This window comes from Corynebacterium sp. LaCa_23 (assembly GCF_058182375.1).
The window spans coordinates 262,955-285,867 of the sequence record NZ_CP190825.1 but is presented as its reverse complement, the minus strand read 5'-3'; the positions used below and the strand labels follow the sequence as shown (position 1 = coordinate 285,867).

Genomic DNA, 22,913 nt, shown 5'->3' with positions numbered 1-22,913 from the left:
ACACCACCATGCTGCGCACCATCGACACCCCCATCGGCCCGCTGCTGCTCACCGCGGACGCAGACGGGCTGTCCCGCGTTGACTTCGTCGCGATCCAGTTGGGTCGCGACGGAACCAGCAAGGGACACCGCGAAACCAATAAGGTTCGCGGCGAGGTGAGCGGCGGGGTGAATGGGGGCATCGACAAGCGCGGTGCAGACATCTTAGATGCGGCGCAGGAGCAGCTCGCGGAGTATTTCGCCGGGCGCCGCCGCGAGTTTGACCTGCCGCTCAACCCGGCGCCGACGACCGAATTTCGCGCCCAAATTCACGCGCAGTTGGACACCATTGGCTACGGCGAGATCTCAAGCTATGGCGAGCTCGCCGCCGCCGTGGGGCGTCCTGCTGCTACTCGGGCGGTCGGCACAGCCTGCGGCGCCAATCCCCTGCCGATTATTCGGCCCTGCCACCGCGTGCTGCGCAGCGATGGATCGCTCGGTGGCTATGCCGGCGGCCTAGATATCAAGCGTTTTTTGCTGACACTCGAAGAAAACTAGAGGATTTCCTCACGTTCTGGGTATACTCGCCCTTTGTAATATTTTTCTTTACCAAACGAAAGGGTAGCGCGTGTCCGCATACGAATCCCGGGCCTGGATTAAGCACTACAGCGACTGGACCCCCGCCACGCTTGATTACGGCGATAAAACCATCGTTGACTACTACGTCAATAACCTCCGCATCAATGCGAATAAGTCCGCTACCTACTTCTTCGGCAGTACACAGAGTTACGCGGACTTAGACGCACAGGTGCGCGCCGCCGCCGCGGGCCTTAAGGCCTTTGGCATCCGGCCTGGCGATAGGGTCGCCATCGTCATGCCCAACTGCCCCCAACACGTGGTGGCGTTTTATGCCATCCAGTTGCTGGGAGCCACCGCGGTGGAGCACAACCCCCTCTACACCGCCCACGAGCTCGAGGGGCTGTTCCAGGACCACGGGGCGCGCGTGGTCATCGCCTGGGATAAGACGGCGCAGACGCTGAATAAGCTGCGCGCCACCACCCCGCTAGAGACCATCGTGTCCGTCAATATGATCGAGGCGATGCCGCCACTAAAGCGCCTCGCGCTGCGGATTCCCCTGCCACCGCTGGCCGCCAAGCGCGAGCAGCTGACCGGTGCGGCCCCGAATACCGTGGCCTGGTCCACGCTTATCGGTTCTGCCATCGGCGGCGACGGCAAGGACCTCGAGATTGCCCAGGTTACGCAGGACGATATCGCGCTTATCCTCTACACCTCCGGCACCACCGGAAAACCCAAGGGCGCGCTGCTTTCGCACGGTAATCTCATCGCCAACTGCGTGCAGGGCGAGGCCTGGCTGACGAATATGGATGCCACCGACCAGCGCTTCCTCGCCGCCTTGCCGCTCTTCCACGCCTACGGCATGACCACGCTGTGCGTGCTCAGCATCTATTTCGGCGCCGAGCTCATCTTGGTCCCGTCCCCGCAGATGCCGCTCATCATGGACATCATTAAGAAGCACACCCCCACCTGGCTGCCGGGCGTGCCCACGCTGTACGAGAAGATCATGGACGCCGCCGAGGACAAGGGCGTGGATCTCGCCGGCATCAGCAACGCCTTCTCCGGCGCCGCCACCCTGCCGGTTGACGTGATGGAGCGCTGGGAATCCATGACCGGCGGCCGCCTCGTGGAGGGATTTGGCATGACGGAGACCTCCCCCGTGCTCATTGGCAACCCCATGAACGGCAACCGCCGCCCGGGCTATGTGGGCCTGCCCTTCCCCGATGTTGAGGTGCGCATTGGCAACCCGGATAACCTCGATGAAACCCAGCCAGATGGCGAGCCGGGCGAGATGCTGGCTCGCGGGCCGCAGATCTTCCAGGGCTATTTCAATAACGAAAAGGCCACCGCGGAGTCCTTCCACAACGGCTGGTTCCGCACCGGCGATATGGCCATCATGGATGAGGATGGCTGGGTCCGGCTGGTCAGCCGCATCAAGGAAATCATCATCACCGGCGGCTTTAACGTCTACCCAGCCGAGGTCGAAGAAGTGGTGCGCAAGCACCCAGACGTCAAGGAGGTCGCCGTGGTGGGTCGCCCGCGCAAGGATGGCTCCGAGGACGTCGTCGCCTGCGTCATCCTGCGCGATGGCGCCGTCCTAGACCCAGAGGGCCTCAAGTCCTTCTGCCGCGAGCGCCTGACCGGCTACAAGATTCCGCGCACCTTCTACCACTTTGAGGAGCTGGCTTCGGACCAGCTGGGCAAGATCCGCCGCCGCATGGTGCAGCAGGATCTCCTCGATCTCCTCACGCAGAAGGCTTAGTATTAACCACCATGTCAGACCTCGAGTACGACGCCACGCTGACGGATTTCCTCGCCACCGCAGTAGCCAACTTCCCCGACCGTCCCGCCACCTTTTTCGGCGGCGAGACCTTGAGCTACGCGGAGCTGGATACCCGCATCGCCGCTGCCACCGGCGCCCTGCGGGAGATGGGAATCCGCCCCGGTGACCGGGTAGCGCTGGTCTTGCCCAACTCCCCGCAGCACCTCATTGCCTTTTTCGCGGTGCTGCGCCTGGGCGCGGTCGTAGTCGAACATAACCCTCAGTACACCGCCCACGAGCTGGCCCCGCTCTTTGCCCACCACGGCGCCCGCATCGCCCTGGTCTGGGATCAGGTCGCCGCCGTGGTCGATGGCCTGGCCAGCACGGTGATCCCCGTGTCCTTGGCGGCGCCCCTTCCCCTCTCCGGCGCCCCAGTGCCTCACCGCCAGGCCGCGCTTGCCGATGCCGCCCTCATCCTCTACACCTCCGGCACCACCGGCCAGCCCAAGGGCGTGGTGCTCACGCACGGCAACCTCGCCGCCAATTGCATCCAATTGGAAGCGCAAGCCGATCTGCGCCCGGGCCACGAGCGTTTCCTCGCCACGCTGCCGATGTTCCACTCTTATGGATTGACCATGAGCGTCTTGCTCGCGGTGCGCTGCGCCGCCGAAATCATCCTGCTGCCCGCCCCGCGCCCCGCGGCCGTGGTCAGCGCCTTGGCACAGCGCCGCCCGACCTGGATGCCGGGCGTTCCCACCATTTATGAGCGCGCCATGAATGAACTGGCGGCGGAATCTGCCTCCGAGGCGGCCGCCGAACAGGCCGCCGAGCAGGCCGCAGACCTGGGCGGGGTGCGCTACGCCATTTCCGGCGCGGCATCGCTGCCCGCGCGCATCATCGAGCCCTGGCAGGACCGCACCGGCGGCATGCTCGTCGAGGGCTACGGGCTTACCGAGGCCTCCCCCGTGCTGACCATTAACCCGCTTGGTGAGGGTCGGCGCGTGGGGACCATCGGCAAGCCGCTTGCCGATACCGAATTGCGCATCGGCGATCCCGATGATCTGGACCGCAGCCAACCCGATGGCATGCCCGGTGAGATCCTGGCGCGCGGGCCCCAGGTTTTTTCGGGCTACCTCGATAATCCCGCCGCCACGCGGGAGGCATTCCACGGCGATTGGCTGCGCACCGGCGATATGGGTGTGCGCGAGGCCGATGGTCATTTCCGGCTAGTCGGCAGGATTAAAGAAGTCATCATCACCGGTGGCTTTAATGTCTTTCCCAGCGAGGTGGAACACGCCCTGCTTAGCCACCCCGCGATAAGCCAAGCCGCGGTGGCCGGCGTCCCGCGCGCCGATGGTTCCGAGGACGTCGCCGCCTGCCTGGTGCTCCACCCCAGCGCCACCTTCGACGCGGAAGCGCTGCGCGAGCACTGCCGCGGCCTCTTGGCCCGCTATAAGGTCCCGCGCCATTTCGTGGTGCGCGAGGAATTGCCCACCGATCAGCTGGGCAAGCTGCGCCGCCGCCAGGTGCAGGACATCTTGGTGGCAGCAGTGTCCTCACACTAATCCTCAGCAGCGGTGGATTCCCGGCGCGGGCTACGTCCCGGTGCGGGGCTATTCCTCGCCGCGGGCGGCATCGGCAAAGATGCGCCCCGAGCGCTCTTCTAGTTTCTTCTTCGCGCGCACCTGCTGCTGCGCCGCGAATTCGGAGCGCGGTGGGGCTTGAATATAGCGCTCTGCGTGCAGTCCAAGTTGCAGCTCCTTGGCACGCAGGACCTCCGCATCGATCTTGATGCCCAAAATCAGCATCGTATTGGACAGCCAGACGGTCATAAATACCGCCATGACCGTTCCGAATGCCCCGTAAATGCTCACCCCGGCCAGGTACTTGATGTAGAGGGAAAATGCGCCCCACACCACCAGGTTCGTCACTAGCGCTACCACCGAGCCCAAGGTGATCCAGCGAAAACGGCTGGGCCGAACGTTCGGCGCAAAGTGGTACCACACGGCAATAAGCGCCAGCGCCACCACGACAGTTATGGGAAAGCGCAGCCAATTCCACACCGGCATAAAAATGCCACCGAAAAAGTCCACGGTTCCATGCAGCCCTAGGCGGAGTGCTACAGGCTCGATGACGCTGTCCACGACGGTATCGCGCAATAAATTGGCACACAGGACCACCACCGCGCCAATGACGAGGACCACGGTAATGGCCCACATCAACGCCCATGTGCGGATAGTGCCGCGTCCCTCCACCCGGCCGTAGACAGTATTGGCGGTGCGCGAGAAGGCACGCACATACGCCGAGGCGGCGAAGAGTGAAATCAGGACGGAGACCACCAGTGCAAACGTGCCCTCCCGCGTAGAACCGATAATGGAGCTGACAATGGTGCCGGCTTCCTCCGCCATAGAACGGGGCACGTACGTATCGATGAACTGCGCAGTCAGTGCCTCCACCTCTCCCCGGCGCGAAGAAAAGACCAGCGTGGCAATGGAATATGCCGCCAGGACAGTGGGCGCGAAGGCCATGAGGGTGAGGTAGGTCATCGCGGCGGCGCGGTCCATTAAGGCATCGTGGAAGAAATCAGCCCACACGCGTCGCATTACCAGGCCCCAGCTGTCCTTGCGCAGGCGGTTGCCGCGCGCCCACGGATCGACATCGGCGGCGGGGCTTTCCACGGTGACCAGGGTGGTAACGGTGCTTGGCACGATCTTTTGTTGCTGGGCAGTCTGCTTCCGGGCTTGCTTGCTGCCGGTTGCGGGGGCATCGTCCAAGGCACTCATAGTTACGCAGCGTATGCGGCCTAAGAATCTATTCTGTGAAGTGACACTCGCAGCGATTAGGCTGGGGAGTATGACTGAACAGAACCAAGAAAAGATTAACGTCAAGTCCTTCGAGCTCGACCACCGCCTCGTCAGCGCGCCTTATATCCGCGTGGCTGACCGCACCGATTTGGGCGGCGGCGTGGAGATTATCAAGTATGACCTGCGCTTCTGCCAGCCCAATAAGGAGCACTTGGACACGGAGGCACTGCATTCCGTGGAGCACATGATGGCCAACTTTATGCGCAACTACACCGATAAGCTCATCGGCTTTGCTCCCATGGGCTGCCGCACCGGCTTCTACGCCATCACCAACGGCATGGAGCAGAATGAATTGCTGCGCGCCGTTGAGGGTGCGCTGAACGATATCCTTTCCGCCACCGAGGTTCCCGCCGCCAACGAAGAGCAGTGCGGTTGGGGCGCGCACCACAGCTTGAAGGGCGCACAGGATGCGGCCCGCAAGTTCTTGGACGCCAAGCCGGAGTGGCTCGAGGTCATGGCTGCCTAAGACTGCGCCGGGCCGGCTTTTGCGCCGCCCGTGCTGCCCGCGCTGCCAGTGCTGCCTGCAAGCGACACTTACGTCCAAAACAACCGCGTTTCGCCAAAAATGAGGGCAAATTTTAGAAGAACGCGGTTGTTTTGGACGTTTTTATGTCCGCGCAGGCCTAAAACCCGCGCGGCCACAGCGGCTGCGGCCCCGTCGCGCCGAAAGGCGCGGCCTAGTCCTCGTCCATGGATAGGCCCAGCCACACGGGCTCGGGCACGAGCTCGACGCCGAAGGCTTCGCGCACGCCGTCGCGGATCGTGCGGGCCAGGGCGACGATATCGGCGGCGGTCGCGTTTCCGCGATTGGTCAGCGCCAGGGTGTGCTTGGTAGATAGCGTTGCCGGGCCGGAGCCGGGGTAGCCCTTTGTGAAGCCGGCGTTATCGATAAGCCAGGCGGCCGAGAGCTTCTCGTGCGGGGAGGTATCGCCCTGTGCGGCGGCGGGGTGGCGGGGCATGCGGTCGGCGGGGGCATCGCCAAGCGTGGCGCGCACCTTGTCCTGGATGGCATCAGCGACGCTGGACTCGACCACAGGGTTGGTGAAAAAGGAGCCGGCAGACCAGGTGTCGTGGTCGGCGGCATCAAGCACCATGCCCTTGCCGCGGCGCAAGGCGAGGACCTCCTCGCGGACCTGGGCGACGGGGCGGCGCTCGCCGGGGTTATCGGTAAGCTGGCCAAAGCGCAGGGGGCGCGACAGCCCGTCCGTGGTCAATTGCAATTCGACCTCGAGTACCACCGCGCGGCCGGTGAATTTCAGGTTGGAGTAGCGGTAGGCAAGATCGAGATCGGAGACGGGAACCCACTCATCGGCATCGGTGCGCAGGTTATACAGGCGCACGCGGGTCAAGACCTCAGAAATCTCGGCACCATAGGCGCCCACGTTTTGCACGGGCACCGCGCCCACCGTGCCGGGAATGCCGGACAGGCACTCGATGCCGCCCAAGGACTGCGCCACGGATTCCGCCACGACTTCGTCCCATACCGCGCCGGCTTGGGCGCGCACGAGACCGGTCTGGGTATCCATGTCCACCGCGGCAAAGTCCAGGACAACGGCGACTACGTCTACCTCGCCATCAGAAACCAGCAGGTTGGAGCCACCGCCGACCACGATGAAAGGAACTTTTTCTTTCGCGAGGTACCGCAGTGCCGCAACCGCTGCTTCGGGCAGCGAACAACGCAACGTGACCTGTGGCTTTCCCCCCACGCGCAAGGTGGTGAGATCGGCAAAGCTCGCCGTGGGATCCACGTCTACGCCGTCGATTGCTGTGAGTTGTTGCGTCAAAAATTTATCAAGCACGTATACCAAGGTAGTCTGTTAAGCATGTCAACTCGTAGTGAAAACACCGTAACCATCAATCAGCCTATCGACATGGTTCACAAGGCGCTGCTCACCCAGGGGTACTGGGAGTACATCGTGGAAAATCTTTCCCCGGAGGCAGGCCAGGTTCACGATTTCTCCGATAACGTAGCAACTCTCTACGAGGTCCTGCCGACCAACCTCTTGCCAGAGGCAGTGCGCGCCATGGTCTCGCAGGACCTCAAGGTCAAGCGCGTGGTCACCGTGGGCGAGCTCAACGGCCAGGCCGCTGACGTCAACTACACCGCAGACGTCAAGGGCACCCCGGTGGACTTCAAGGGCGAGATTTCCCTGGCCGGCGAGGGCGAGATGACCAAGCTGACCTACACCAACGAGATCTCCGTCAAGATCCCGATGATGGGCGCAGCCATCGAGCCGAAGGTGGGCGAATCCCTGGCAGAGCTCTTTGATAACGAGGGCAAGCTGACCGAACAGTGGATTTCTGAAAACTCCTAAGGCATCCCCAGCCTTAGCATCCACCGATTCCCATGGCCGACCACGCTCATAACCTGCGCGCCAGCGCAGCAGCGGGTCGGCCTTTTGGCGTTATTACCCGCGGCACTACCAACTACAACCGGCTGCGGCGCTGCGATAGGTGGATGGTCGCCCACCCGGAAATCTCGGCGCTGTTGCGCCACGTACGCACCCCGCTCGCGCTCGACGTGGGCTATGGAGCCTCCCATACCACCACCGTGGAATGGGCGCGGTGGCTGCGCCGCATCAATCCCCGCGTGGATGTGCGCGGGCTGGAAATCCACCCGGACCGGGTGCTGCCGCCGCGCGATGGCGTGCGCTTTGAGCTGGGCGGTTTTGAGCTCGCGGGCTACCGTCCGCAGGTGGTGCGCGCCTTTAATGTGCTGCGCCAATACGATGTGGACCAGGTTGCGGAGGCCTGGCAGACGGTGTGCTCGCGCTTGGCCCCTGGCGGGTTCTTTGTGGAGGGCACCTGCGATGAGCTGGGCCGGCGCGCGGCATGGATCCTGCTCGATCAGCATGGGCCAAAGACGTTGACGCTCGCGTGGGATCCCTTCGACGTGGCCCGCCCCTCCGATGTGGCCGCGCGCCTGCCCAAGGTGCTCATCCACCACAACGTGCCCGGCGAGCCCATCCACGAGCTCCTGCAGGCCGCCGACAGGGCCTGGGATCGCGCCGCCGGGTGGGCCCCGCACGGCCCGCGGGTGCGGTGGCGCATGGCGCAGGCCCTGCTTGCCGATGCCCCCTTCAACCTCCACCCTCCCCGCCGCCGGCTGCGCGATAATACGCTCACTGTGAGCTGGGAGAGCATCGCGCCCCGCTAATATCCAGCACACATTGCCACCGGCCGCCTCATGCGCCACACTGGTAGTCATGGCTGCAAAGAAATCGGGCGGATCGCTCGCTTGGAAAATTGTCGTAGGCGTCCTCGTAGCGCTGCTTGTTTTAATCCTCATCGCCGAATTTGGCCTGCGCTGGTTCATTGGTAACCAGATGACCGAGGAGTTTAAAAATAGCGCCAAAGAAGAAGGCATCGAGGTCACGGAGGATCCCTCGGTAAGCTTTGGCGGCAGCCCCCTCCTTTTTGGGCTTATGCGCGGCTCGATTTCCCAGATGGATATGACCACGCCGTCGACCCTGCAGATCGAAGGCTCGCAGATCAAGGGTCAACCCGCCTCTGAAATCCACGTGGAAGATATGTCCACGGATGCAGATAACCCAGTGGCCGGCTTCCTCCGCGCCACCACCACCGTTCCGGATGACTATCTGCTGGCGAGCTTCCAAAAGGGAATCTCGGACCAATCCGGCAGCGAAACCATTGGGAATATGGTGGTCACTGAAATCACCGCGAATGACCAGAGCGACGAGCTTGAAGTGAAGTTTGGTGGCGGCTTAGCCAGCCTTTCGCTCAAGCCCACCGCCCGCGACGGCAAGCTGGAGATCAATGCCACCGAGGCCGCCATCTTTGGCCTCTCCCTGCCAGAGCAAGCCACCAGCGCCATTTCTGATGCCCTGCAGGACGGCATGTCCGAGCAGCTCGTTGCCAATGACATGCAGGTTGAATCCGTGGACGTGGGCGATGGCAAGCTCACGCTGACCATCACCGGCACCGATGTCCCGATGAACGATATGGACCACTTCTCCGCCGAGAGCGGCGAGCAGAAGAAGGCCGCCTAACAGCGCCGACCTAGGGAGTGGCGGCCTAGGGCGCGACTTAGGCGGCGGGAAATTCTACGACGGGCAGCGAGCTGGACAGCTCGCTGCCTTTTCCTATGACAATCTTGTGAAAACCGGCCTGGGCGGCAGCGGTTTCCGCGAGGGACCGTGCCGGTTCCGCCTCCGGCAGGATGAGGCCCACGCGGGCCGGGTCCGGGCAAGCCTCGCGGATGGCTACGAGCTCGGAGAGGATGGGGGTGGCATCGGCAAGCGTGGCGTCCACGCTGACCCAGACCTCGTCCGCGCCGGACTGGATGGCCAGGCGGGCCTCAGAGGCCTTGATGAGCGTGTGGTGCCGGCCGGTGGGATAGCCCGCCACGGCGGTAATGCCCGCCGGCTCTGCTGCAGCCGCCACCGTCACGTGGTGCGGCGAGACCAAAACATGCTGCCCCGTGGCCTGCTCCCTAACCTCGGCGGCGGAAGCGTGCAGGAGATTTTTCATGCTTAGTAGCTGTAGTCGCCGTTGATGATGGCCTTGAGCTGCGGGCGCACGTCAAACCAGTAGATGCCGGTGATGACCGTGCCAATCCACGCCAAAAATTGCAGGCCGGTAGCCATCGCCACCGCCGAGCCCGCAAGCAGGCCTACCCATACCCATTTACCTTTGCGGTCGCCGGCCCGAAACGCGTCCTCGCGCGTAGATGCCGCGAGGACAGCACCGATGATGGCAGCAATGGTCAGGGCCTGGAAGAAGTAGATGGGAAACTTATAGGCAATGTCAAGTAAAACGTACATGCAGATTAATTCGTGGGTTCGTCGGTATCGATAACTTCGCCATCGATAATATTATCGTCCTTGTCCGCCGCAGCGGAATTACCGTTCTTGGGCGCGTTCTTCTTCTCGTTCACGCGCTCCTGGGCATAGCCATACGCGTCCTTCACGCCCTCGCGGGTTTCCTGGTACGCATCCGCGAACTTGTCCTTGGCCTCAGAGAAAGCCTCCGAGTCGCGGGTTTCCTCCGCGGCCTTCTTAATGGACGCTCCCCACTGCTTGGCGGTGGTGGTGGCCTTATCCAGCATGCCGTCCTTGTCACCCAGTGGGTCCTGCGCACCTGCGCCCTGGTTCTCGCGCTCTTCCTGCAGGCGGCCACCGAAGTCCTTGGCGGTATTCAGCGCGGACGCACCGGCTTCCTTCAGGGAATCAAAAAGCTTCTTCTTCTCAGTCATGAAATCCTCCGTGTGATGGTTTAGTCCGGCGCATTAGGCGCCGAAAATGAGATGATTAACAGCATATATGGCCAAGCCTGCCAGGGAGCCGACGATAGTGCCGTTAAGGCGAATAAATTGCAGATCCTTGCCCACCATCAGCTCGATATTTTGCGAAGCCTCCTGCGCATCCCAGCGCTTAATGGTCTCCGGGATGATCGCGATGATCTCCGGGGCGAATTTCTCCACCGCATAGCGCGCAGCCTTGTCCACCAGGTCATTGGCCTGGGCCAAGAACTCGGAATCCTCGAGCAAACGGTGCGCTAGTTCCTTCACCTTGGCCGTCATCTTCTGCCGCAGGAAGGACTCCGGGTCATTGAATTGATCAATCAGCGTGGTAGAAATCGTGCGCCACATTGCCGCCGGTGCCTGCTGCACCTGATCAGAGGCGAGCATCTCTTGCTTGATGTTGTCGATGCGCTCGCGCATATCCGCATCCCACTGCAAGTCCGCAGCCAACTTGGACAAGTTGCGGCGAATGGCCAGGCGGGCCTCGTGGTTGCCATCGCGGCGAACCTCATCAGCGAACTCGACGAGCTCGGAGTAGACCTTGTCCCCCACCATCTCGCGGGCAAAGCGCGGCGCCCACCCAGGCATGCGCTCATCAATGGCCGTGACCACGGTCGATTCCATCCCAAGGATTTTGCCGTGTGCCCAGTCAATGAGGTCATCTTCCAGTGGGCGCGCCTTGCCGTCCGCGATATAGCCCTCCAGCAACCGCCCCAACGGCGGCCCCCACTCCGGCTCCGCCAGGCGGTCCATGACCTGGGTGCGGATGAACTGCTCTGCCTCAGCTGGGTCGAGGTCCTCCACGACGCTAGCGGCGCGCTGACCAATCCATTCGGAGACTTCCTCCGCCTTGCCGGGTTCTGCCCCCTGGCGCGCCAACCACAGCGGCAGCTCCGCATCCCGCACCTTAGCGCTCAGCGCATCCGCGGTCAGGAAATTCTCCTCCACAAAGTCCTTCAACGCATCGCCCACGCGGTCCTTATTATTTGGAATCAGCGCGGTATGCGGGATAGGCAAGCCCATCGGCCGGCGGAAGAGTGCAGTCACCGCAAACCAGTCCGCCAGGCCACCGACCATGCCAGCCTCCGCCGCCGCACGCACGTAGCCCACCCACACCGGCGCTCCGCTTTCCGATGCCTGCCACCACGAGCACCCCAAAAAGATCACCGCCGCCAGCAAAAGCAGCGACAGCGCAATCGCTTTCCACCGCCGCAGGTCCGCCCGGCGCGCCTCCTGATTGCCGGCCTGCGGCACACCGGTGCCTGACGATGCCGGCTCCCTCGCCGTATCGAGCTCTGCGTCCGAGCGGTGCGTCATGAATTCTCCTTGGAGTTCGTAGGTGCATTCGAGCTTCGCTCTATAACACTAGTTGGCATTGCAAAGGGGCAAGAAAGCTGGCTTGGCTAAAATCGTTTGATTAGGATTTGTATCGCCCCTAAGCCTTTAGGCAGCTGGGTAAAGGTGGGGATTGAGGAGCTGAAAACTTCCCACGGCCTTCACTTCAGGCGAGAATTAATAATCACTACAACGGCGAAACCAACATAGGCGATCAATGCGCCAGCAGTGCCAAAGCTTAAGAATGCTTTAGTTAAATTTGAAAAATCATCCCGGACTGCAAAACCTAAAGCCGACACAATCCCAGTGGTTATCGCAATAAAATTAACGGCGCTTGGAATCGTCACCTTATAGAGATGAATCTGCCATATAGTGACCACTGGTCCAAAAAGCAGGCTCATAATCACAAATGCATTGTCTTGCATGTACATGGCCCACAGGGAGGAGGAGACCGCTAACATACCCAGCGATGCGTAGGTGATTCCTTTTAACATAGTCACTCACGTATCTTTGTACATTCGAATCGAGGGTGGCTGTGATTTCTGTCGGCCTTCAATCCCTACGAAAAACTATACCAAGAGTGAAGGAAGAATGAGTTTTATAGGACCAGACCTCCAGGCTGATCGGAGACCGATGCTCCGCCATGGGCATTATCACCGTCTTGAACCCGTAGTCCAGGGGAATGATGAGGAACCATCAAGCGAGACACTGAAGTGCCCCGAGTTTTGTTCCTAGGCATTTGCCTTGTTTTCCATTATTGCCTGTGGCAAGTTCTGCTTCCAAAACTCGGTTTCCACCTCGACCGGGTTCGGTATCCCAGGCTTTGGTGGAGCCTTGTCTCGTTCCACCATGACACCCACTCGAACGTCGCGATTTCTACCTCTACAACGTCATCCCACCTGCGGGTATGGACTAGCTCGTTCTTGTGAGGGGCCGTTAACGTTTTCAGCCAGAGCATTGTCATATAAGTCACCGACACTTCCGGTGGAAGCGTCAATGCCATGCTGGGCAAGTCGCTCGTTGTAGACAACGCTGACGTACTGCGAGCCGTGATCCGAATGGTGAATGAGACCTGTTGTTTCCTCAGCACTCACAATCGCTTGGTTGAGTGCTTGCAGCGGCAAAGCTTCGGTCCGCATCGAATCTGACAGCGCCCACCCGACGATCCGCCGGGAGTAGACGTCGGTGACAAACGCGGTGTAGACGAATCCTTTTCGTGTCCGTACATAGGTAATGTCAGCCACCCACAGCTTATTCGGTCCTTGAGCTTTAAATTCACGCTCAACCAAGTCCGGGCGCAAATCAGGCACGTTAGCTTTTCGGGTTGTAATCGGTGATCCGCCTGTGCCTTTGCCAGAAACGCCAGCCAGGCGCATCAGTCGGGCGGTGTGTTCACGACCGATATCGATTCCTTCACGGCGAAGAGCATGCCACATTTTCCGCACACCTAAGACACCGTAATTATCTCTATGAACAGCACTAATGCGTTCAACCAACGCAGCATCACGAAGTCGACGAGCACTTAACCCGCGAGCCTTGGACTGGCGATACCCACGCGAGGTGATAAACCCACCAGCCCGGTTATTTTTCAACGCCAGTGCAGATGAACTCGACAGAGAAACGATTCCGGTTTTCATCGATGAACCGGATCATTTCTTAACGTTTCGGGTCGAGTCATGAGGCGAAAAAAGCCGAGGCAGCCTTCAACAACTCATTAGTATCGCGGAGCTCTTGATTTTCACGACGTAGCCTCGCGTTTTCGGCAGCCACATCTTCAGGCACAGGTTCTGGGATGCTCCCCGCACGACGGGCAGGCTTAAGTCCATTGACGAGCCGTGTGCCATGAAACCCCCAGCTTTGGAGCTACTGCCTGGCACGCGGGGTGCATCGACATATTTTCCGCCAAGATGCGGTCCTCCACGAGACGGACCACACGGTCCTTCGCATCCTGGTCAAATTTTCTCGGCATGTTCCAGATTTTCCCATCTACTCAAACGGAACAAAACCTGGGACACTTCACCAAGAGCGAATGAAAAATGTAGTAGCTCTTGCTAAACAAGGGAATTGGTCTGAGGCGTCTGAAGAGTTCCGCGAGCAGACAGGTGCGGATATTAAAATGAGTGTCTTTGCAGCTCAAATTGCTTCTATTGTTTAGGCACAAAGAAGTTCCTGTTCAACAGGTGTAATGCGCTTTCCTAAATAAGAGTTCTGAGACACGATAAAAGACTAAACGGGTAAGAACCTTTAAAGGTTCTTACCCGTTTAGTCTTTCCGCCTTGACCGTGTGGGAAGTCAGCGCGGGTGGTGACATCGGCCATGGACGCACTTTTTCGGCGCTTACCTTGATTATTAGTACTGTCTTGAAACCAATATATTTGGGCACATTTGTAGATGAAGGGTACCCAATCAGGAGCGTCCTCCGCTTCTGCGGCTGACGTACTCCTGACTCACTTAAGTGGTAATTGCCGTTCTTAGATCACATCAGGAAATTGATGCGTTTACTTATGGGGTCGACGCCGCTCCAGGAGAAATAAAAACGAGTATGCATATGGCATGCTTTAAGACAAGGTGTAAATGACAATACCAATAATGGCAATGACTGCCATTATTATAGAAAAAGTAATCAACCTCTTATCGTATGGAAGTTCATAAACTGACGGGGACACTTCCTTAGCTGCTGTCTTTACACTCCCCAGCATGAGGGCTGTGAACAATAGAAATGTTAAAAGGTGAGCCCACCAAGGAACGGGATTGCTCCATGTTATGAAAACGTTAGCAGACGTGAAAATCCCTGCCATAAGGAGAGCGAGTGTGATGGGGCGCATGTTATTCCCGAAGGATGTTTTCACTCTGCCGTCGAGAGCAAATGAGGTGAGATTAGCCATGCTTAACATCCTACTGCAGTTGCTGCTGCCCCCGCCGCAATGGTGCAAGGGATTCCTGCGGCTCCAGCGGTTCCCGCTGAAGCGGGAATGCATACAAGGCCTTCAACTGCTGCCCCTACACCCCACTTGACCCATTTATTGTTGGTGCAGGCCCTTTCAGCAATCCCCGAAGATGACACGGGGACGATGGTCCCGTCCTTATCTTGGAAAAGCTTCATGTCTTTAGGTAGTTCTGCATCTACTGAAGCGACTAGATCGCCGTGTTTATTATGTACATTTACGGTTGCCCCGGAGAGTGTTACTTTATCTCCGCTTTGCAGGTGAGGCTTAAGCCCTACGCCGTCCATTGCATCAAATGATCTGCGTCCGTCCTTTGAGTCAAACGTCAAAGCATCTTTTTTCGTCTCTTGTTGTGCATGATTGCCAGTTGCGGCTTCGGCTTGAGCGGCAGTGGCTAGCCCTCCACTCGTCGCCAGCGCAAGCGCGATAGAGGCAAAGATTTTCTTAACGGACATTTTATAAAACCCTTTCCTGGTACATGAGTGACTAAATTCGTCACCCTATCGATATGTGAAATTAGAGACTTTTTTATTTATTCATCAAACGTTCAAGCGGTCAAGCGAAAGGAGTGAAAATTAACCATATGTTTACAACACCCTCGATAGCTCACCGCATATTAATTAGGAAATCACCCTATAGACAAAGAGGTTACGAGAACGTTAATTGTGCATAAACTCTGAAATGTTGACTTGAAGTGTCCCAGGTTTTGTTCCGTTTGAGTAGATGGGAAAATCTGGAACATGCCGAGAAAATTTGACCAGGATGCAAAGGATCGTGTGGTCCGTCTCGTGGAGGACCGCATCTTGGCGGAAAATATGTCGATGCACCCCGCGTGCCAGGCAGTAGCTCCAAAGCTGGGGGTTTCATGGCACACAGCTCGTCAATGGACTTAAGCCTGCCCGCCGTGCAGGAAACATCCCAGAACCTGTGCCTGAAGATGTGGCTGCCGAAAACGCGAGGCTACGTCGTGAAAATCAAGAGCTCCGCGATACTAATGAGTTGTTGAAGGCTGCCTCGGCTTTTTTCGCCTCATGACTCGACCCGAAACGTTAAGAAATGATCCGGTTCATCGATGAAAACCGGAATCGTTTCTCTGTCGAGTTCATCTGCACTGGCGTTGAAAAATAACCGGGCTGGTGGGTTTATCACCTCGCGTGGGTATCGCCAGTCCAAGGCTCGCGGGTTAAGTGCTCGTCGACTTCGTGATGCTGCGTTGGTTGAACGCATTAGTGCTGTTCATAGAGATAATTACGGTGTCTTAGGTGTGCGGAAAATGTGGCATGCTCTTCGCCGTGAAGGAATCGATATCGGTCGTGAACACACCGCCCGACTGATGCGCCTGGCTGGCGTTTCTGGCAAAGGCACAGGCGGATCACCGATTACAACCCGAAAAGCTAACGTGCCTGATTTGCGCCCGGACTTGGTTGAGCGTGAATTTAAAGCTCAAGGACCGAATAAGCTGTGGGTGGCTGACATTACCTATGTACGGACACGAAAAGGATTCGTCTACACCGCGTTTGTCACCGACGTCTACTCCCGGCGGATCGTCGGGTGGGCGCTGTCAGATTCGATGCGGACCGAAGCTTTGCCGCTGCAAGCACTCAACCAAGCGATTGTGAGTGCTGAGGAAACAACAGGTCTCATTCACCATTCGGATCACGGCTCGCAGTACGTCAGCGTTGTCTACAACGAGCGACTTGCCCAGCATGGCATTGACGCTTCCACCGGAAGTGTCGGTGACTTATATGACAATGCTCTGGCTGAAAACGTTAACGGCCCCTCACAAGAACGAGCTAGTCCATACCCGCAGGTGGGATGACGTTGTAGAGGTAGAAATCGCGACGTTCGAGTGGGTGTCATGGTGGAACGAGACAAGGCTCCACCAAAGCCTGGGATACCGAACCCGGTCGAGGTGGAAACCGAGTTTTGGAAGCAGAACTTGCCACAGGCAATAATGGAAAACAAGGCAAATGCCTAGGAACAAAACTCGGGGCACTTCAAGTAGATCGTTTATCAGGGCCGCCAAAAAGGGGACGAGGCGGACCATGAGCGCGCCAACGATGAACAAGGCGATAAGCCCAATGCCGATGACGGCGCCGAGGGCTAGCTCCTTGAGTGTGTGGCCGTGGAAGCATGACCGGTCGACCCACAAACACCATGTGCCCAGCCAGATGGCGGCGGTGAAGAATGTGGCGGCGTAGAAACCTCCCGAACCAGCCGGCGCCTGAGAGGAATAGAACAGTCCGATGGCACCCAAGATTGCAGGTAGAACTACCCGCCAGAGAATCGGCAGGCGGGTGGCGGTGGCATCACCGTGCGGCATGAAGGCCTTTCACAGTGGGGAAATCAATGAGGGAGCTCGACGCGGGAGGTCATGATTTAGTGTAATCGCGTACTGTCGAAAGTATTGACAACATCGCACTCGTCGACGTGTGCCGGGAGCCAGGAGAAAACATGAATAAAGATACCGCTGTGTAGGCACGGCTGGCGCTTGTCACGGGGGAAGGTGAGATTTGAAGGGCATACCTGCGTAGGGGAGTTCGGGAGGAACTAGTGGATGATTTCGAGTTTCCGGAGATGCCTCACGTGTATCTGCCGGCAGTTAATGCGGACGATGGGTTGACGCGTTGGGAGTTTCTGCAGGGGGCGTTGGATGAGTTCCAGAAGCTTGAAGGTATCAATAAAGATGCTTTTCTCGAGATGCAACAACTTTTGCTGCGTTGGAGTGAGCGTGGCGCCCGAGAAGATGACGTTGCATTGGTGGAGCCATCGGGCACGAGGGTTCTCAATGAAATTCTGAACCCGCCATGGTTAGGCGAGTTGAAAGGGTGGGGAACTGGTGGGAATGGCGAGGACCGTCATTTTCGACTGTACTTCCTCGATATCTCTTCGAGGCCGGGTGAACCGGCCCACCAGATGCTTGTGAGCTTGTGTAAAGAAAAGCGGATCTTTGATGACACGCGTCAGGGAGCTCATAGGACTAACGAGGCGCAGGATCGAGATATTTTGCGGGCTATGCGTCTAGGGAAGCGATGGTGTCAGAAAAACCGGGTCACTTTTCGGCCATGGCCGAAATAGGGATGTGCATTTTAATGCACATAGCTTATGATGGGATGGAACATAGGGAAGCAGGGGTGAATTGATAATGGCGAAGTTAACTATCAAGCCGAAGGATGCGTTGCCCGGGGACCTCATCGGGTCGCAAATGGACCTCATTGAGCAACTCGTGGAGTTTCGAAAACTGCGAGGTATGACGCAAAGCGAGGTGGCATCGCGCATGGGTGTCGACCGCTCTGTTGTCACCAAGTTTGAATCATTGGTGGGACTTGGGAAGAAGAACCACACAATGAAGATGATTCGTGCGTACGCAAACTCCGTTGAAGCGTATGTGGCGCACGTTGTAGTAGATGGTCGTATCCAGCACGGAAGTGCTCCCTACGCCGAGCTTAAAGAAAATATTGCTCGGCGGATTACCGCTTTGGCAAACGTGAACGAGGCTCACGAACAATTCCCTGATGCTGGCCGTGGTCAGCTGGGAACGGACTTTGTATTTGCTGCCCCGGTAGAGTCCGCTGAAACAGGAGTACTGCAGCAGATGGACTACACAATGGAGTGGACTCTTGTCTAAGGAACAACGGGCTGGCTATGCGACGTGGCAGTTGCTTCGCGCTGAGGGGCAGCGCATCGGGGAACAACAGTCGAAGGATGTAGTGCAAAAGAAAGGTCAAGTATCTTTCCAGGTTTCGCGAGGTCAGACTAGTGAGACTCTGGTGCTTGAAGTTCGCATTGATGTTGACGTGCCGGAGCGCGCGAAGTTGGCGCTGGCCCTACGTGGTGACTGGCCAAATTCAGAACATAAAAAGTTAACGCCGGAAGAATTGGATCAGCTTCTCTTGGGCTACAAGCTTGATGAGCTCGTTGCCGTGGTCAATTACGAATTGCAAAACCTAGCGCCTAAGTTTGGCGTGTCAGCACCCTCGATTCCGCAAGAGCAATTGGAAGCCCTACGCCAAGACGCTGCGGACAAGGAAGCGGAGTAGTCCGTGCCGTTCCTTGGGATAAGGCGGATGGCCTTTCCAAGCGCGTGCCCGTTGGTGTCGCGGCTACCCGGTCGCTGAATGATGAGGTAGGCAGCGGCGGCCATAAATTATTGCAATAGTGTACTGTCAAATGTATTGATAACATTGCACTCGCCGGTTTACCAGCCCATCCAGGCTGGCGAACGGAATCTTACTAGGGGCCATTGCGCTTACCAGCAGAAACAAAGCACATAGCACTACAAATAGCAACCGGTATAGCAATACCTATAGCTATATGTATAGCGTCACGGAGTACTCCTGCTGCTTGCGGCTGTCGCGCATACTTAGGCAGTGCTGGTTTCGCTTTGAGTATTTGCCCCACCCTGCCGTAGGTGATGCCAAGAAGGTAGGCAATATCGCGGTAGTTGTACCTACCATCCGCTAGCTGCCGAGCATGTTGCGACATATTGGCAAGCTCGTGCGCTTCACGCTCGCGGATGGCGGCAAGTTGGTCGCGGGTAGCTTGAGCTTGTTGCTCTACTTCACCAACAAGGTCGAGATGAACGATAGCTGTTTCAAAGGATTTTTGGTCCAAAGTTGCTGTCCATGCTCTCTGCCCAAACACAGACTTCTTCAAGGTGAGCTCTACCGAAAAAATTCCATTCGTGAGTTTCCCTAAAGAGGAGTAGGAGTTAAAACAAGTAGATTAACTGTTAAGGCAATGGACACAACGATAGAAGTTGCCCTCCAAAAAAGAACCTTACCTCTTTTAAGACTATTAAGCTGGGGCCATTTAATGTCCGCAGCAACCCAAAGAAGAGGAAAGAAAAATAGGTAGGGAAACCCAGCAACGGCTGCGCCCATAGAAATCAAAATTATCGAGGCAGGTAAAATCCCCGACCCTGCTTTAGTTGCAGGTCTTGTCTGCATTGTACTCTCCTGAAGGTACAATATTTGCTGTGATGCATTCAGTCCGACGGTTCAACTTTACTTGACTGAAAGTCTCAGAAGACTTAGACGTCCAAGTTCCATTTCCAGTCGCGTATGCGACTGGATCATTTGCGTGACCGTCGTATGACCACGTTGGAGTTTTGGTCTCACCGCCAGCATCAATTACTTTGACGCTATCAATACTTACGCCGGGGTTCCCGCAAATTTCGACGGTCTGCCACCATGTGTAAAGTGTGTTTCCAAGCAAAGCTTTCTGCTCGAAATGCACACCATCCTTGCGGCAATAGTCTGCAGATCGTGTCGCGGTTCCCGAGTCTGCTGCCTCAGAAACAACAACATCACCAGGAGTATTATACTTATCAAAAGCTTCTCGATCAGCCGATGATAGCTTTTCAATGGCTTCTTCGGGAGCCGAGGATTCCATAACACGGTTGGTCACTTCCTTGGCTTTAGATAGCTCAACCGAATTACCTTCACTATCTGCCATAGCGGGAGCTTGCATGCCACTGGCCATGCTCAGTGCGAAGACTGCACTTGCTGCAAAAGCTGACAACTTCTTGTGATTTTCAGTGTTGGTTTTCATCTGAATTCCAATCTGAGTTCTTATCGTCCTAGTCCTTGACAAACATAACCTAACGCGTGAAGGGGGCAAGGGACAATCATTCGACTTTTTGCGTAGCGGAATTGTTATATTTCCAGCGTGGCCTAACGCCGGCATCGAAGCCGACACGGACGGAGCAACCGTCACCAAGACCGCCACCTCAGTCCGGCAACGACCACCCCGCCCGGAACTGGACTAGCCCCTAGAAAAACAAAGACAAAGCACCCTACGGGGTGCTTTCATTTTTGTCCTGCCAAGTCTGCGCTGATTTACCATCATTAGGCCACTTATCCCCAGGGTTTCACCTGCGATTAAACCTATTTTCCCAGGTCGCTTATAACTATATCCCTGTATCTCTATACCCAGGGGTGATCAACCAACAAAACGTCATCTTGTGGGTTACGGTTTAGGCTCCCGCCTCGCCTTACGGCTCGTTGGGCTGCCGCCCAAATCAATAGATTTGGTTGCCACCAAGACACCCCACCGCAACTACACACCTTATTGCCCTTACGGGTAACCCCACAGTATTTACAGTCAGCACCCGTACCTTGCGCGAGAGGACCTGACCCCCTGGTGGTGGACACGCTGAAACCAGCATGTCGCTGGGGAAGTGAGGTACCTTTCCACCATGCCACGCAAGACCTACACCGAGCGGTTCAGGGGTCAACCGCAACTCGCTGCGCAGCTGGCGCGATGCCTTCGGCACACGCACCAAAACCAATGCCAACGGTGAGAAGGTCGCCAGCCTCATCGCCGCGTCGGACTCCGCCACCGCTGCCTCAGGACTGTCGGACGCCGAGCGCATCCGCGTACTGGAACGCGAAAACGCCAAACTCCGCGAGGAACGAGAAATCCTTCGTAAGGCGGCCAAGTATTTCGCGGAAGAGACGAACTGGTGAACCGCTTCCGGTTCGTTGACGACCATCGAGACCTCTACGAGGTCAAGCGGTTATGCCAGGTCTTGAAACTCAATCGGTCCTCTTACTACGCCTGGAAATCAGCTGCCCCTGCCCGCCGGCAACGCCTCGTCGATGACGCGGTGCTGGGAGCGCAGATCAAGACCACCTTCAACGCCGAGAACGGCTGCTACGGCGCGAAATGAGTGACTGCGGCGATCGACTCCGATCCCGTCAACGACCGGGGCAAGGGCGGCCGTCTCAATCACAAGCGCACCGCCCGGCTGATGCGGCAGATGGGCCTTTTTGGTTTCACCAGGAAACGCCGGGTGAAAACGACGACGTCGAGTAAACGGGACCCGAGGTTTCCGGATCTGCTGCAACGCCGGTTCACTGCGGACAGGCCGAACGCGGTCTACGTCGGCGACATCACGTACCTGCCGATCGTGGACGGGTCGAATATGTACCTGGCCACGGTTATCGACTGCTATTCGCGGCAGTTGACGGGGTTTGCGATCGTTGATCACATGCGCACCGAGTTGGTTGAAGAAGCCCTGACGATGGCCCGGAAGGTTCGCGGGAGCCTAGACGGGGCGATCTTCCACTCGGATCACGGCAGTGTTTATACCTCTGATCAGTACCGGAGACTATGCGTGCGCTTCGGTGTCACCCAGTCGATGGGCGCGATCGGGACGAGTGCGGACAACTCGTTGGCGGAGTCGTTCAACGCCTCGTTGAAGCGGGAAGTCCTGCAGGATGAGTCTAGTTTTCACTAGTCAGTTGGCCTGCCGCCAGGATGTGTTTCGGTGGTGCACGCGGTACAACACCAAACGATTGCATTCATGGTGCGGTTACCGCTCACCGAACGCCTTCGAAGACGCCGGGTTAGCTACACTTACTATCGCATCGTGATTAAATCCCCGTGTCCACTTTCCGGGGTTCGGGCCCATTGAGGGAGATCCCCGCGTCGTTGAGCGCTGCCCGCCCGGTGGGAGTGAGACGCACGGCCCGGGTACGACCCCTGCGGGAAAGCCATTCCTTATCCAGCAGAGTCTTGCAGATTCCCGTGCCGAGAGGGCCGGCGAGGTGGAAGCGGCGTTCGGTGGAGTCCATGCACGACCTGCCCGTGTCGAGCATCTTCGGGGGCACACCCCACTGTATGAACAAGCGATGACCTTGATTAGTGACCTGACAGTGCGAGTCGATGAACTCGTGCTCTTCCAGTTGTTCAGCCAGGCGCACCCCGAGCTTACCGGCGAGGTGCTGATAACAGGTGCGGCCTTCACGTAGGTTCGCATTCGCCCGTGACGCGCTGAGGCTGTGAGGAGTGGGCAGGGGCGAGCGGGCGACCACGCCAAGGCTCTCGACCACTCGTGCGATGTCTTCCCCGGCCAGGCGAATGTAGCGGTGCCGGCCCTGCCGAATGTCGTGGACGAGACCGTGGGTGACGAGCACGTCAACATGCTCGCTCGCCGTCGACCGGGCCAGGCCCGCGTACCTGCCAAGTTCACCAACCGTCCAGGCCCGCCCGTCCATGAGCGCAGCACACATGGCCGCCCGCGACGAGTCAGCCAGAGCCGACGCGACTGTCGAGATATCCGGGACCGCTTCAGGAAACACGCGCGCAACCATGCCTCCAGTGTGCACCCGGAACTGTTCGGTGACGACCGAACAATCGCAGGCATAGTCTGAACTCACCAGATTCATTGCATCAGGAGGCGAA

27 protein-coding genes and 3 pseudogenes are annotated in these 22,913 nt (G+C 58.0%); 15 read left to right on the top strand and 15 right to left on the bottom strand.

The window, feature by feature from the left end; all coding sequences use genetic code 11:
• Nucleotides 1–8 precede the first annotated feature (8 nt).
• From ACP8IT_RS01460 to ACP8IT_RS01450, 3 genes are all read left to right on the top strand, one after another.
• Nucleotides 9–536, top strand: coding sequence for a methylated-DNA--[protein]-cysteine S-methyltransferase (locus tag ACP8IT_RS01460; RefSeq protein WP_490290257.1), 528 nt, complete (start codon nt 9–11; stop codon nt 534–536).
• A 70-nt stretch (nt 537–606) separates the two neighbouring features.
• Nucleotides 607–2,316, top strand: a complete 1,710-nt coding sequence (locus tag ACP8IT_RS01455; RefSeq protein WP_490290256.1) for a long-chain-fatty-acid--CoA ligase — start codon at nt 607–609, stop codon at nt 2,314–2,316.
• 11 nt (nt 2,317–2,327) lie between these two features.
• The gene (locus tag ACP8IT_RS01450) at nt 2,328–3,881 is read left to right on the top strand and encodes an AMP-binding protein (RefSeq protein ID WP_490290255.1); all 1,554 of its coding nucleotides are present in this window, start codon (nt 2,328–2,330) and stop codon (nt 3,879–3,881) included.
• A 48-nt stretch (nt 3,882–3,929) separates the two neighbouring features.
• On the opposite strand, the gene ACP8IT_RS01445 is transcribed toward ACP8IT_RS01450, so the two are convergent.
• The gene (locus tag ACP8IT_RS01445; protein ID WP_005276616.1) at nt 3,930–5,099 is read right to left on the bottom strand and encodes a YihY/virulence factor BrkB family protein; all 1,170 of its coding nucleotides are present in this window, start codon (nt 5,097–5,099) and stop codon (nt 3,930–3,932) included.
• Between the two features lie 70 nt (nt 5,100–5,169).
• On the opposite strand from ACP8IT_RS01445, the gene ACP8IT_RS01440 reads away from it, so the two are divergent.
• Nucleotides 5,170–5,646 (top strand): S-ribosylhomocysteine lyase, encoded by a 477-nt coding sequence (locus ACP8IT_RS01440; protein WP_023028200.1) that lies wholly within the window; start codon nt 5,170–5,172, stop codon nt 5,644–5,646.
• A 211-nt stretch (nt 5,647–5,857) separates the two neighbouring features.
• On the opposite strand, the gene ACP8IT_RS01435 is transcribed toward ACP8IT_RS01440, so the two are convergent.
• Entirely contained in the window at nt 5,858–6,979 is a 1,122-nt protein-coding gene (locus ACP8IT_RS01435) for a UDP-N-acetylmuramate dehydrogenase (RefSeq protein ID WP_284609775.1), read from the bottom strand.
• Nucleotides 6,980–7,003: 24 nt separating this feature from the next.
• Here ACP8IT_RS01435 and ACP8IT_RS01430 point away from each other — a divergent pair, with 24 nt between their 5' ends.
• From ACP8IT_RS01430 to ACP8IT_RS01420, 3 genes are read left to right on the top strand one after another with little or no spacing between them, the layout of a single operon-like run.
• Nucleotides 7,004–7,495 carry a DUF2505 domain-containing protein gene (locus ACP8IT_RS01430; RefSeq protein ID WP_005276611.1) on the top strand — a complete coding sequence of 164 codons (492 nt, stop codon included), beginning with the start codon at nt 7,004–7,006 and terminating at the stop codon, nt 7,493–7,495.
• Between the two features lie 32 nt (nt 7,496–7,527).
• On the top strand, nt 7,528–8,337 hold the full coding sequence (locus ACP8IT_RS01425; RefSeq protein ID WP_023030030.1) for a hypothetical protein: 810 nt from the start codon (nt 7,528–7,530) through the stop codon (nt 8,335–8,337).
• 49 nt (nt 8,338–8,386) lie between these two features.
• Complete coding sequence (locus tag ACP8IT_RS01420) at nt 8,387–9,190, top strand: LmeA family phospholipid-binding protein (RefSeq protein WP_237801421.1); 804 nt, start codon at nt 8,387–8,389, stop codon at nt 9,188–9,190.
• Between the two features lie 37 nt (nt 9,191–9,227).
• Here the strand turns inward: ACP8IT_RS01420 and ACP8IT_RS01415 are convergent, their stop codons facing one another.
• The 8 genes and pseudogenes from ACP8IT_RS01415 to ACP8IT_RS01380 all read right to left on the bottom strand — a co-directional run bounded on the left by ACP8IT_RS01415 (nt 9,228) and on the right by ACP8IT_RS01380 (nt 13,793).
• Complete coding sequence (locus tag ACP8IT_RS01415; protein ID WP_005276605.1) at nt 9,228–9,671, bottom strand: hypothetical protein; 444 nt, start codon at nt 9,669–9,671, stop codon at nt 9,228–9,230.
• Between the two features lie 2 nt (nt 9,672–9,673).
• Nucleotides 9,674–9,964, bottom strand: a complete 291-nt coding sequence (locus ACP8IT_RS01410) for a DUF2516 family protein (protein ID WP_005276604.1) — start codon at nt 9,962–9,964, stop codon at nt 9,674–9,676.
• A gap of 5 nt (nt 9,965–9,969) precedes the next feature.
• On the bottom strand, nt 9,970–10,395 hold the full coding sequence (locus ACP8IT_RS01405; protein WP_302520101.1) for a CGLAU_01105 family protein: 426 nt from the start codon (nt 10,393–10,395) through the stop codon (nt 9,970–9,972).
• 33 nt (nt 10,396–10,428) lie between these two features.
• Nucleotides 10,429–11,760, bottom strand: coding sequence for a DUF445 domain-containing protein (locus tag ACP8IT_RS01400; RefSeq protein WP_490290254.1), 1,332 nt, complete (start codon nt 11,758–11,760; stop codon nt 10,429–10,431).
• A 179-nt stretch (nt 11,761–11,939) separates the two neighbouring features.
• Nucleotides 11,940–12,272 carry a hypothetical protein gene (locus ACP8IT_RS01395; RefSeq protein WP_005276599.1) on the bottom strand — a complete coding sequence of 111 codons (333 nt, stop codon included), beginning with the start codon at nt 12,270–12,272 and terminating at the stop codon, nt 11,940–11,942.
• 260 nt (nt 12,273–12,532) lie between these two features.
• Nucleotides 12,533–12,736: an integrase core domain-containing protein gene (locus ACP8IT_RS01390; protein WP_490290250.1), complete on the bottom strand. Its 204-nt coding sequence runs from the start codon at nt 12,734–12,736 to the stop codon at nt 12,533–12,535.
• Nucleotides 12,669–13,415 (bottom strand): IS3 family transposase, encoded by a 747-nt coding sequence (locus ACP8IT_RS01385; protein ID WP_490290249.1) that lies wholly within the window; start codon nt 13,413–13,415, stop codon nt 12,669–12,671. The genes ACP8IT_RS01390 and ACP8IT_RS01385 overlap by 68 nt, the downstream gene beginning before the upstream one ends.
• A 179-nt stretch (nt 13,416–13,594) precedes the next feature.
• Nucleotides 13,595–13,793 (bottom strand): annotated as a pseudogene (locus ACP8IT_RS01380) (hypothetical protein).
• Nucleotides 13,794–13,807: 14 nt separating this feature from the next.
• On the opposite strand from ACP8IT_RS01380, the gene ACP8IT_RS01375 reads away from it, so the two are divergent.
• Entirely contained in the window at nt 13,808–13,933 is a 126-nt protein-coding gene (locus tag ACP8IT_RS01375) for a hypothetical protein (RefSeq protein WP_255342443.1), read from the top strand.
• Between the two features lie 403 nt (nt 13,934–14,336).
• On the opposite strand, the gene ACP8IT_RS01370 is transcribed toward ACP8IT_RS01375, so the two are convergent.
• Together ACP8IT_RS01370 and ACP8IT_RS01365 are read right to left on the bottom strand one after the other, a co-directional pair.
• Entirely contained in the window at nt 14,337–14,663 is a 327-nt protein-coding gene (locus ACP8IT_RS01370; RefSeq protein ID WP_023016632.1) for a hypothetical protein, read from the bottom strand.
• Between the two features lie 2 nt (nt 14,664–14,665).
• Entirely contained in the window at nt 14,666–15,178 is a 513-nt protein-coding gene (locus tag ACP8IT_RS01365) for a hypothetical protein (protein WP_023016631.1), read from the bottom strand.
• 239 nt (nt 15,179–15,417) lie between these two features.
• On the opposite strand from ACP8IT_RS01365, the pseudogene ACP8IT_RS01360 reads away from it, so the two are divergent.
• The 6 genes and pseudogenes from ACP8IT_RS01360 to ACP8IT_RS01335 all read left to right on the top strand — a co-directional run bounded on the left by ACP8IT_RS01360 (nt 15,418) and on the right by ACP8IT_RS01335 (nt 18,763).
• Nucleotides 15,418–15,616 (top strand): annotated as a pseudogene (locus ACP8IT_RS01360) (hypothetical protein).
• A gap of 179 nt (nt 15,617–15,795) precedes the next feature.
• Nucleotides 15,796–16,542, top strand: a complete 747-nt coding sequence (locus ACP8IT_RS01355) for an IS3 family transposase (protein WP_490290249.1) — start codon at nt 15,796–15,798, stop codon at nt 16,540–16,542.
• The gene (locus ACP8IT_RS01350) at nt 16,430–16,678 is read left to right on the top strand and encodes an integrase core domain-containing protein (protein ID WP_490298657.1); all 249 of its coding nucleotides are present in this window, start codon (nt 16,430–16,432) and stop codon (nt 16,676–16,678) included. Before ACP8IT_RS01355 ends, ACP8IT_RS01350 begins: the two co-directional genes overlap by 113 nt.
• Before the next feature lie 598 nt (nt 16,679–17,276).
• Nucleotides 17,277–17,801, top strand: coding sequence for a hypothetical protein (locus tag ACP8IT_RS01345; RefSeq protein WP_200442019.1), 525 nt, complete (start codon nt 17,277–17,279; stop codon nt 17,799–17,801).
• Between the two features lie 67 nt (nt 17,802–17,868).
• Nucleotides 17,869–18,351 carry a helix-turn-helix domain-containing protein gene (locus ACP8IT_RS01340; RefSeq protein ID WP_005276570.1) on the top strand — a complete coding sequence of 161 codons (483 nt, stop codon included), beginning with the start codon at nt 17,869–17,871 and terminating at the stop codon, nt 18,349–18,351.
• Entirely contained in the window at nt 18,344–18,763 is a 420-nt protein-coding gene (locus ACP8IT_RS01335; protein ID WP_005276573.1) for a hypothetical protein, read from the top strand. The genes ACP8IT_RS01340 and ACP8IT_RS01335 overlap by 8 nt, the downstream gene beginning before the upstream one ends.
• 193 nt (nt 18,764–18,956) lie before the next feature.
• Here the strand turns inward: ACP8IT_RS01335 and ACP8IT_RS01330 are convergent, their stop codons facing one another.
• Complete coding sequence (locus tag ACP8IT_RS01330) at nt 18,957–19,337, bottom strand: hypothetical protein (RefSeq protein ID WP_155802666.1); 381 nt, start codon at nt 19,335–19,337, stop codon at nt 18,957–18,959.
• Between the two features lie 312 nt (nt 19,338–19,649).
• Nucleotides 19,650–20,276, bottom strand: a complete 627-nt coding sequence (locus ACP8IT_RS01325; RefSeq protein WP_155802668.1) for a hypothetical protein — start codon at nt 20,274–20,276, stop codon at nt 19,650–19,652.
• Between the two features lie 646 nt (nt 20,277–20,922).
• Here ACP8IT_RS01325 and ACP8IT_RS01320 point away from each other — a divergent pair.
• Nucleotides 20,923–22,102 (top strand): annotated as a pseudogene (locus tag ACP8IT_RS01320) (IS3 family transposase).
• On the opposite strand, the gene ACP8IT_RS01315 reads toward ACP8IT_RS01320, so the two are convergent.
• Nucleotides 22,103–22,897: an ArsR/SmtB family transcription factor gene (locus tag ACP8IT_RS01315; protein WP_005276583.1), complete on the bottom strand. Its 795-nt coding sequence runs from the start codon at nt 22,895–22,897 to the stop codon at nt 22,103–22,105.
• Nucleotides 22,898–22,913: the final 16 nt, after the last annotated feature.

Excerpts from the sequence above, each read along its gene's own strand:
- ACP8IT_RS01460 (WP_490290257.1), top strand. The coding sequence starts at position 9 with ATGCTGCGCACCATCGACACCCCCATCGGCCCGCTGCTGCTCACCGCG.
- ACP8IT_RS01450 (WP_490290255.1), top strand. The coding sequence starts at position 2,328 with ATGTCAGACCTCGAGTACGACGCCACGCTGACGGATTTCCTCGCCACC.
- ACP8IT_RS01445 (WP_005276616.1), bottom strand. The coding sequence starts at position 5,099 with ATGAGTGCCTTGGACGATGCCCCCGCAACCGGCAGCAAGCAAGCCCGG.
- ACP8IT_RS01440 (WP_023028200.1), top strand. The coding sequence starts at position 5,170 with ATGACTGAACAGAACCAAGAAAAGATTAACGTCAAGTCCTTCGAGCTC.
- ACP8IT_RS01430 (WP_005276611.1), top strand. The coding sequence starts at position 7,004 with ATGTCAACTCGTAGTGAAAACACCGTAACCATCAATCAGCCTATCGAC.
- ACP8IT_RS01425 (WP_023030030.1), top strand. The coding sequence starts at position 7,528 with ATGGCCGACCACGCTCATAACCTGCGCGCCAGCGCAGCAGCGGGTCGG.
- ACP8IT_RS01420 (WP_237801421.1), top strand. The coding sequence starts at position 8,387 with ATGGCTGCAAAGAAATCGGGCGGATCGCTCGCTTGGAAAATTGTCGTA.
- ACP8IT_RS01415 (WP_005276605.1), bottom strand. The coding sequence starts at position 9,671 with ATGAAAAATCTCCTGCACGCTTCCGCCGCCGAGGTTAGGGAGCAGGCC.
- ACP8IT_RS01410 (WP_005276604.1), bottom strand. The coding sequence starts at position 9,964 with ATGTACGTTTTACTTGACATTGCCTATAAGTTTCCCATCTACTTCTTC.
- ACP8IT_RS01405 (WP_302520101.1), bottom strand. The coding sequence starts at position 10,395 with ATGACTGAGAAGAAGAAGCTTTTTGATTCCCTGAAGGAAGCCGGTGCG.
- ACP8IT_RS01400 (WP_490290254.1), bottom strand. The coding sequence starts at position 11,760 with ATGACGCACCGCTCGGACGCAGAGCTCGATACGGCGAGGGAGCCGGCA.
- ACP8IT_RS01395 (WP_005276599.1), bottom strand. The coding sequence starts at position 12,272 with ATGTTAAAAGGAATCACCTACGCATCGCTGGGTATGTTAGCGGTCTCC.
- ACP8IT_RS01390 (WP_490290250.1), bottom strand. The coding sequence starts at position 12,736 with ATGCTCTGGCTGAAAACGTTAACGGCCCCTCACAAGAACGAGCTAGTC.
- ACP8IT_RS01385 (WP_490290249.1), bottom strand. The coding sequence starts at position 13,415 with ATGAAAACCGGAATCGTTTCTCTGTCGAGTTCATCTGCACTGGCGTTG.
- ACP8IT_RS01375 (WP_255342443.1), top strand. The coding sequence starts at position 13,808 with ATGAAAAATGTAGTAGCTCTTGCTAAACAAGGGAATTGGTCTGAGGCG.
- ACP8IT_RS01370 (WP_023016632.1), bottom strand. The coding sequence starts at position 14,663 with ATGGCTAATCTCACCTCATTTGCTCTCGACGGCAGAGTGAAAACATCC.
- ACP8IT_RS01365 (WP_023016631.1), bottom strand. The coding sequence starts at position 15,178 with ATGTCCGTTAAGAAAATCTTTGCCTCTATCGCGCTTGCGCTGGCGACG.
- ACP8IT_RS01355 (WP_490290249.1), top strand. The coding sequence starts at position 15,796 with ATGAAAACCGGAATCGTTTCTCTGTCGAGTTCATCTGCACTGGCGTTG.
- ACP8IT_RS01350 (WP_490298657.1), top strand. The coding sequence starts at position 16,430 with ATGGCATTGACGCTTCCACCGGAAGTGTCGGTGACTTATATGACAATG.
- ACP8IT_RS01340 (WP_005276570.1), top strand. The coding sequence starts at position 17,869 with ATGGCGAAGTTAACTATCAAGCCGAAGGATGCGTTGCCCGGGGACCTC.
- ACP8IT_RS01325 (WP_155802668.1), bottom strand. The coding sequence starts at position 20,276 with ATGAAAACCAACACTGAAAATCACAAGAAGTTGTCAGCTTTTGCAGCA.
- ACP8IT_RS01315 (WP_005276583.1), bottom strand. The coding sequence starts at position 22,897 with ATGAATCTGGTGAGTTCAGACTATGCCTGCGATTGTTCGGTCGTCACC.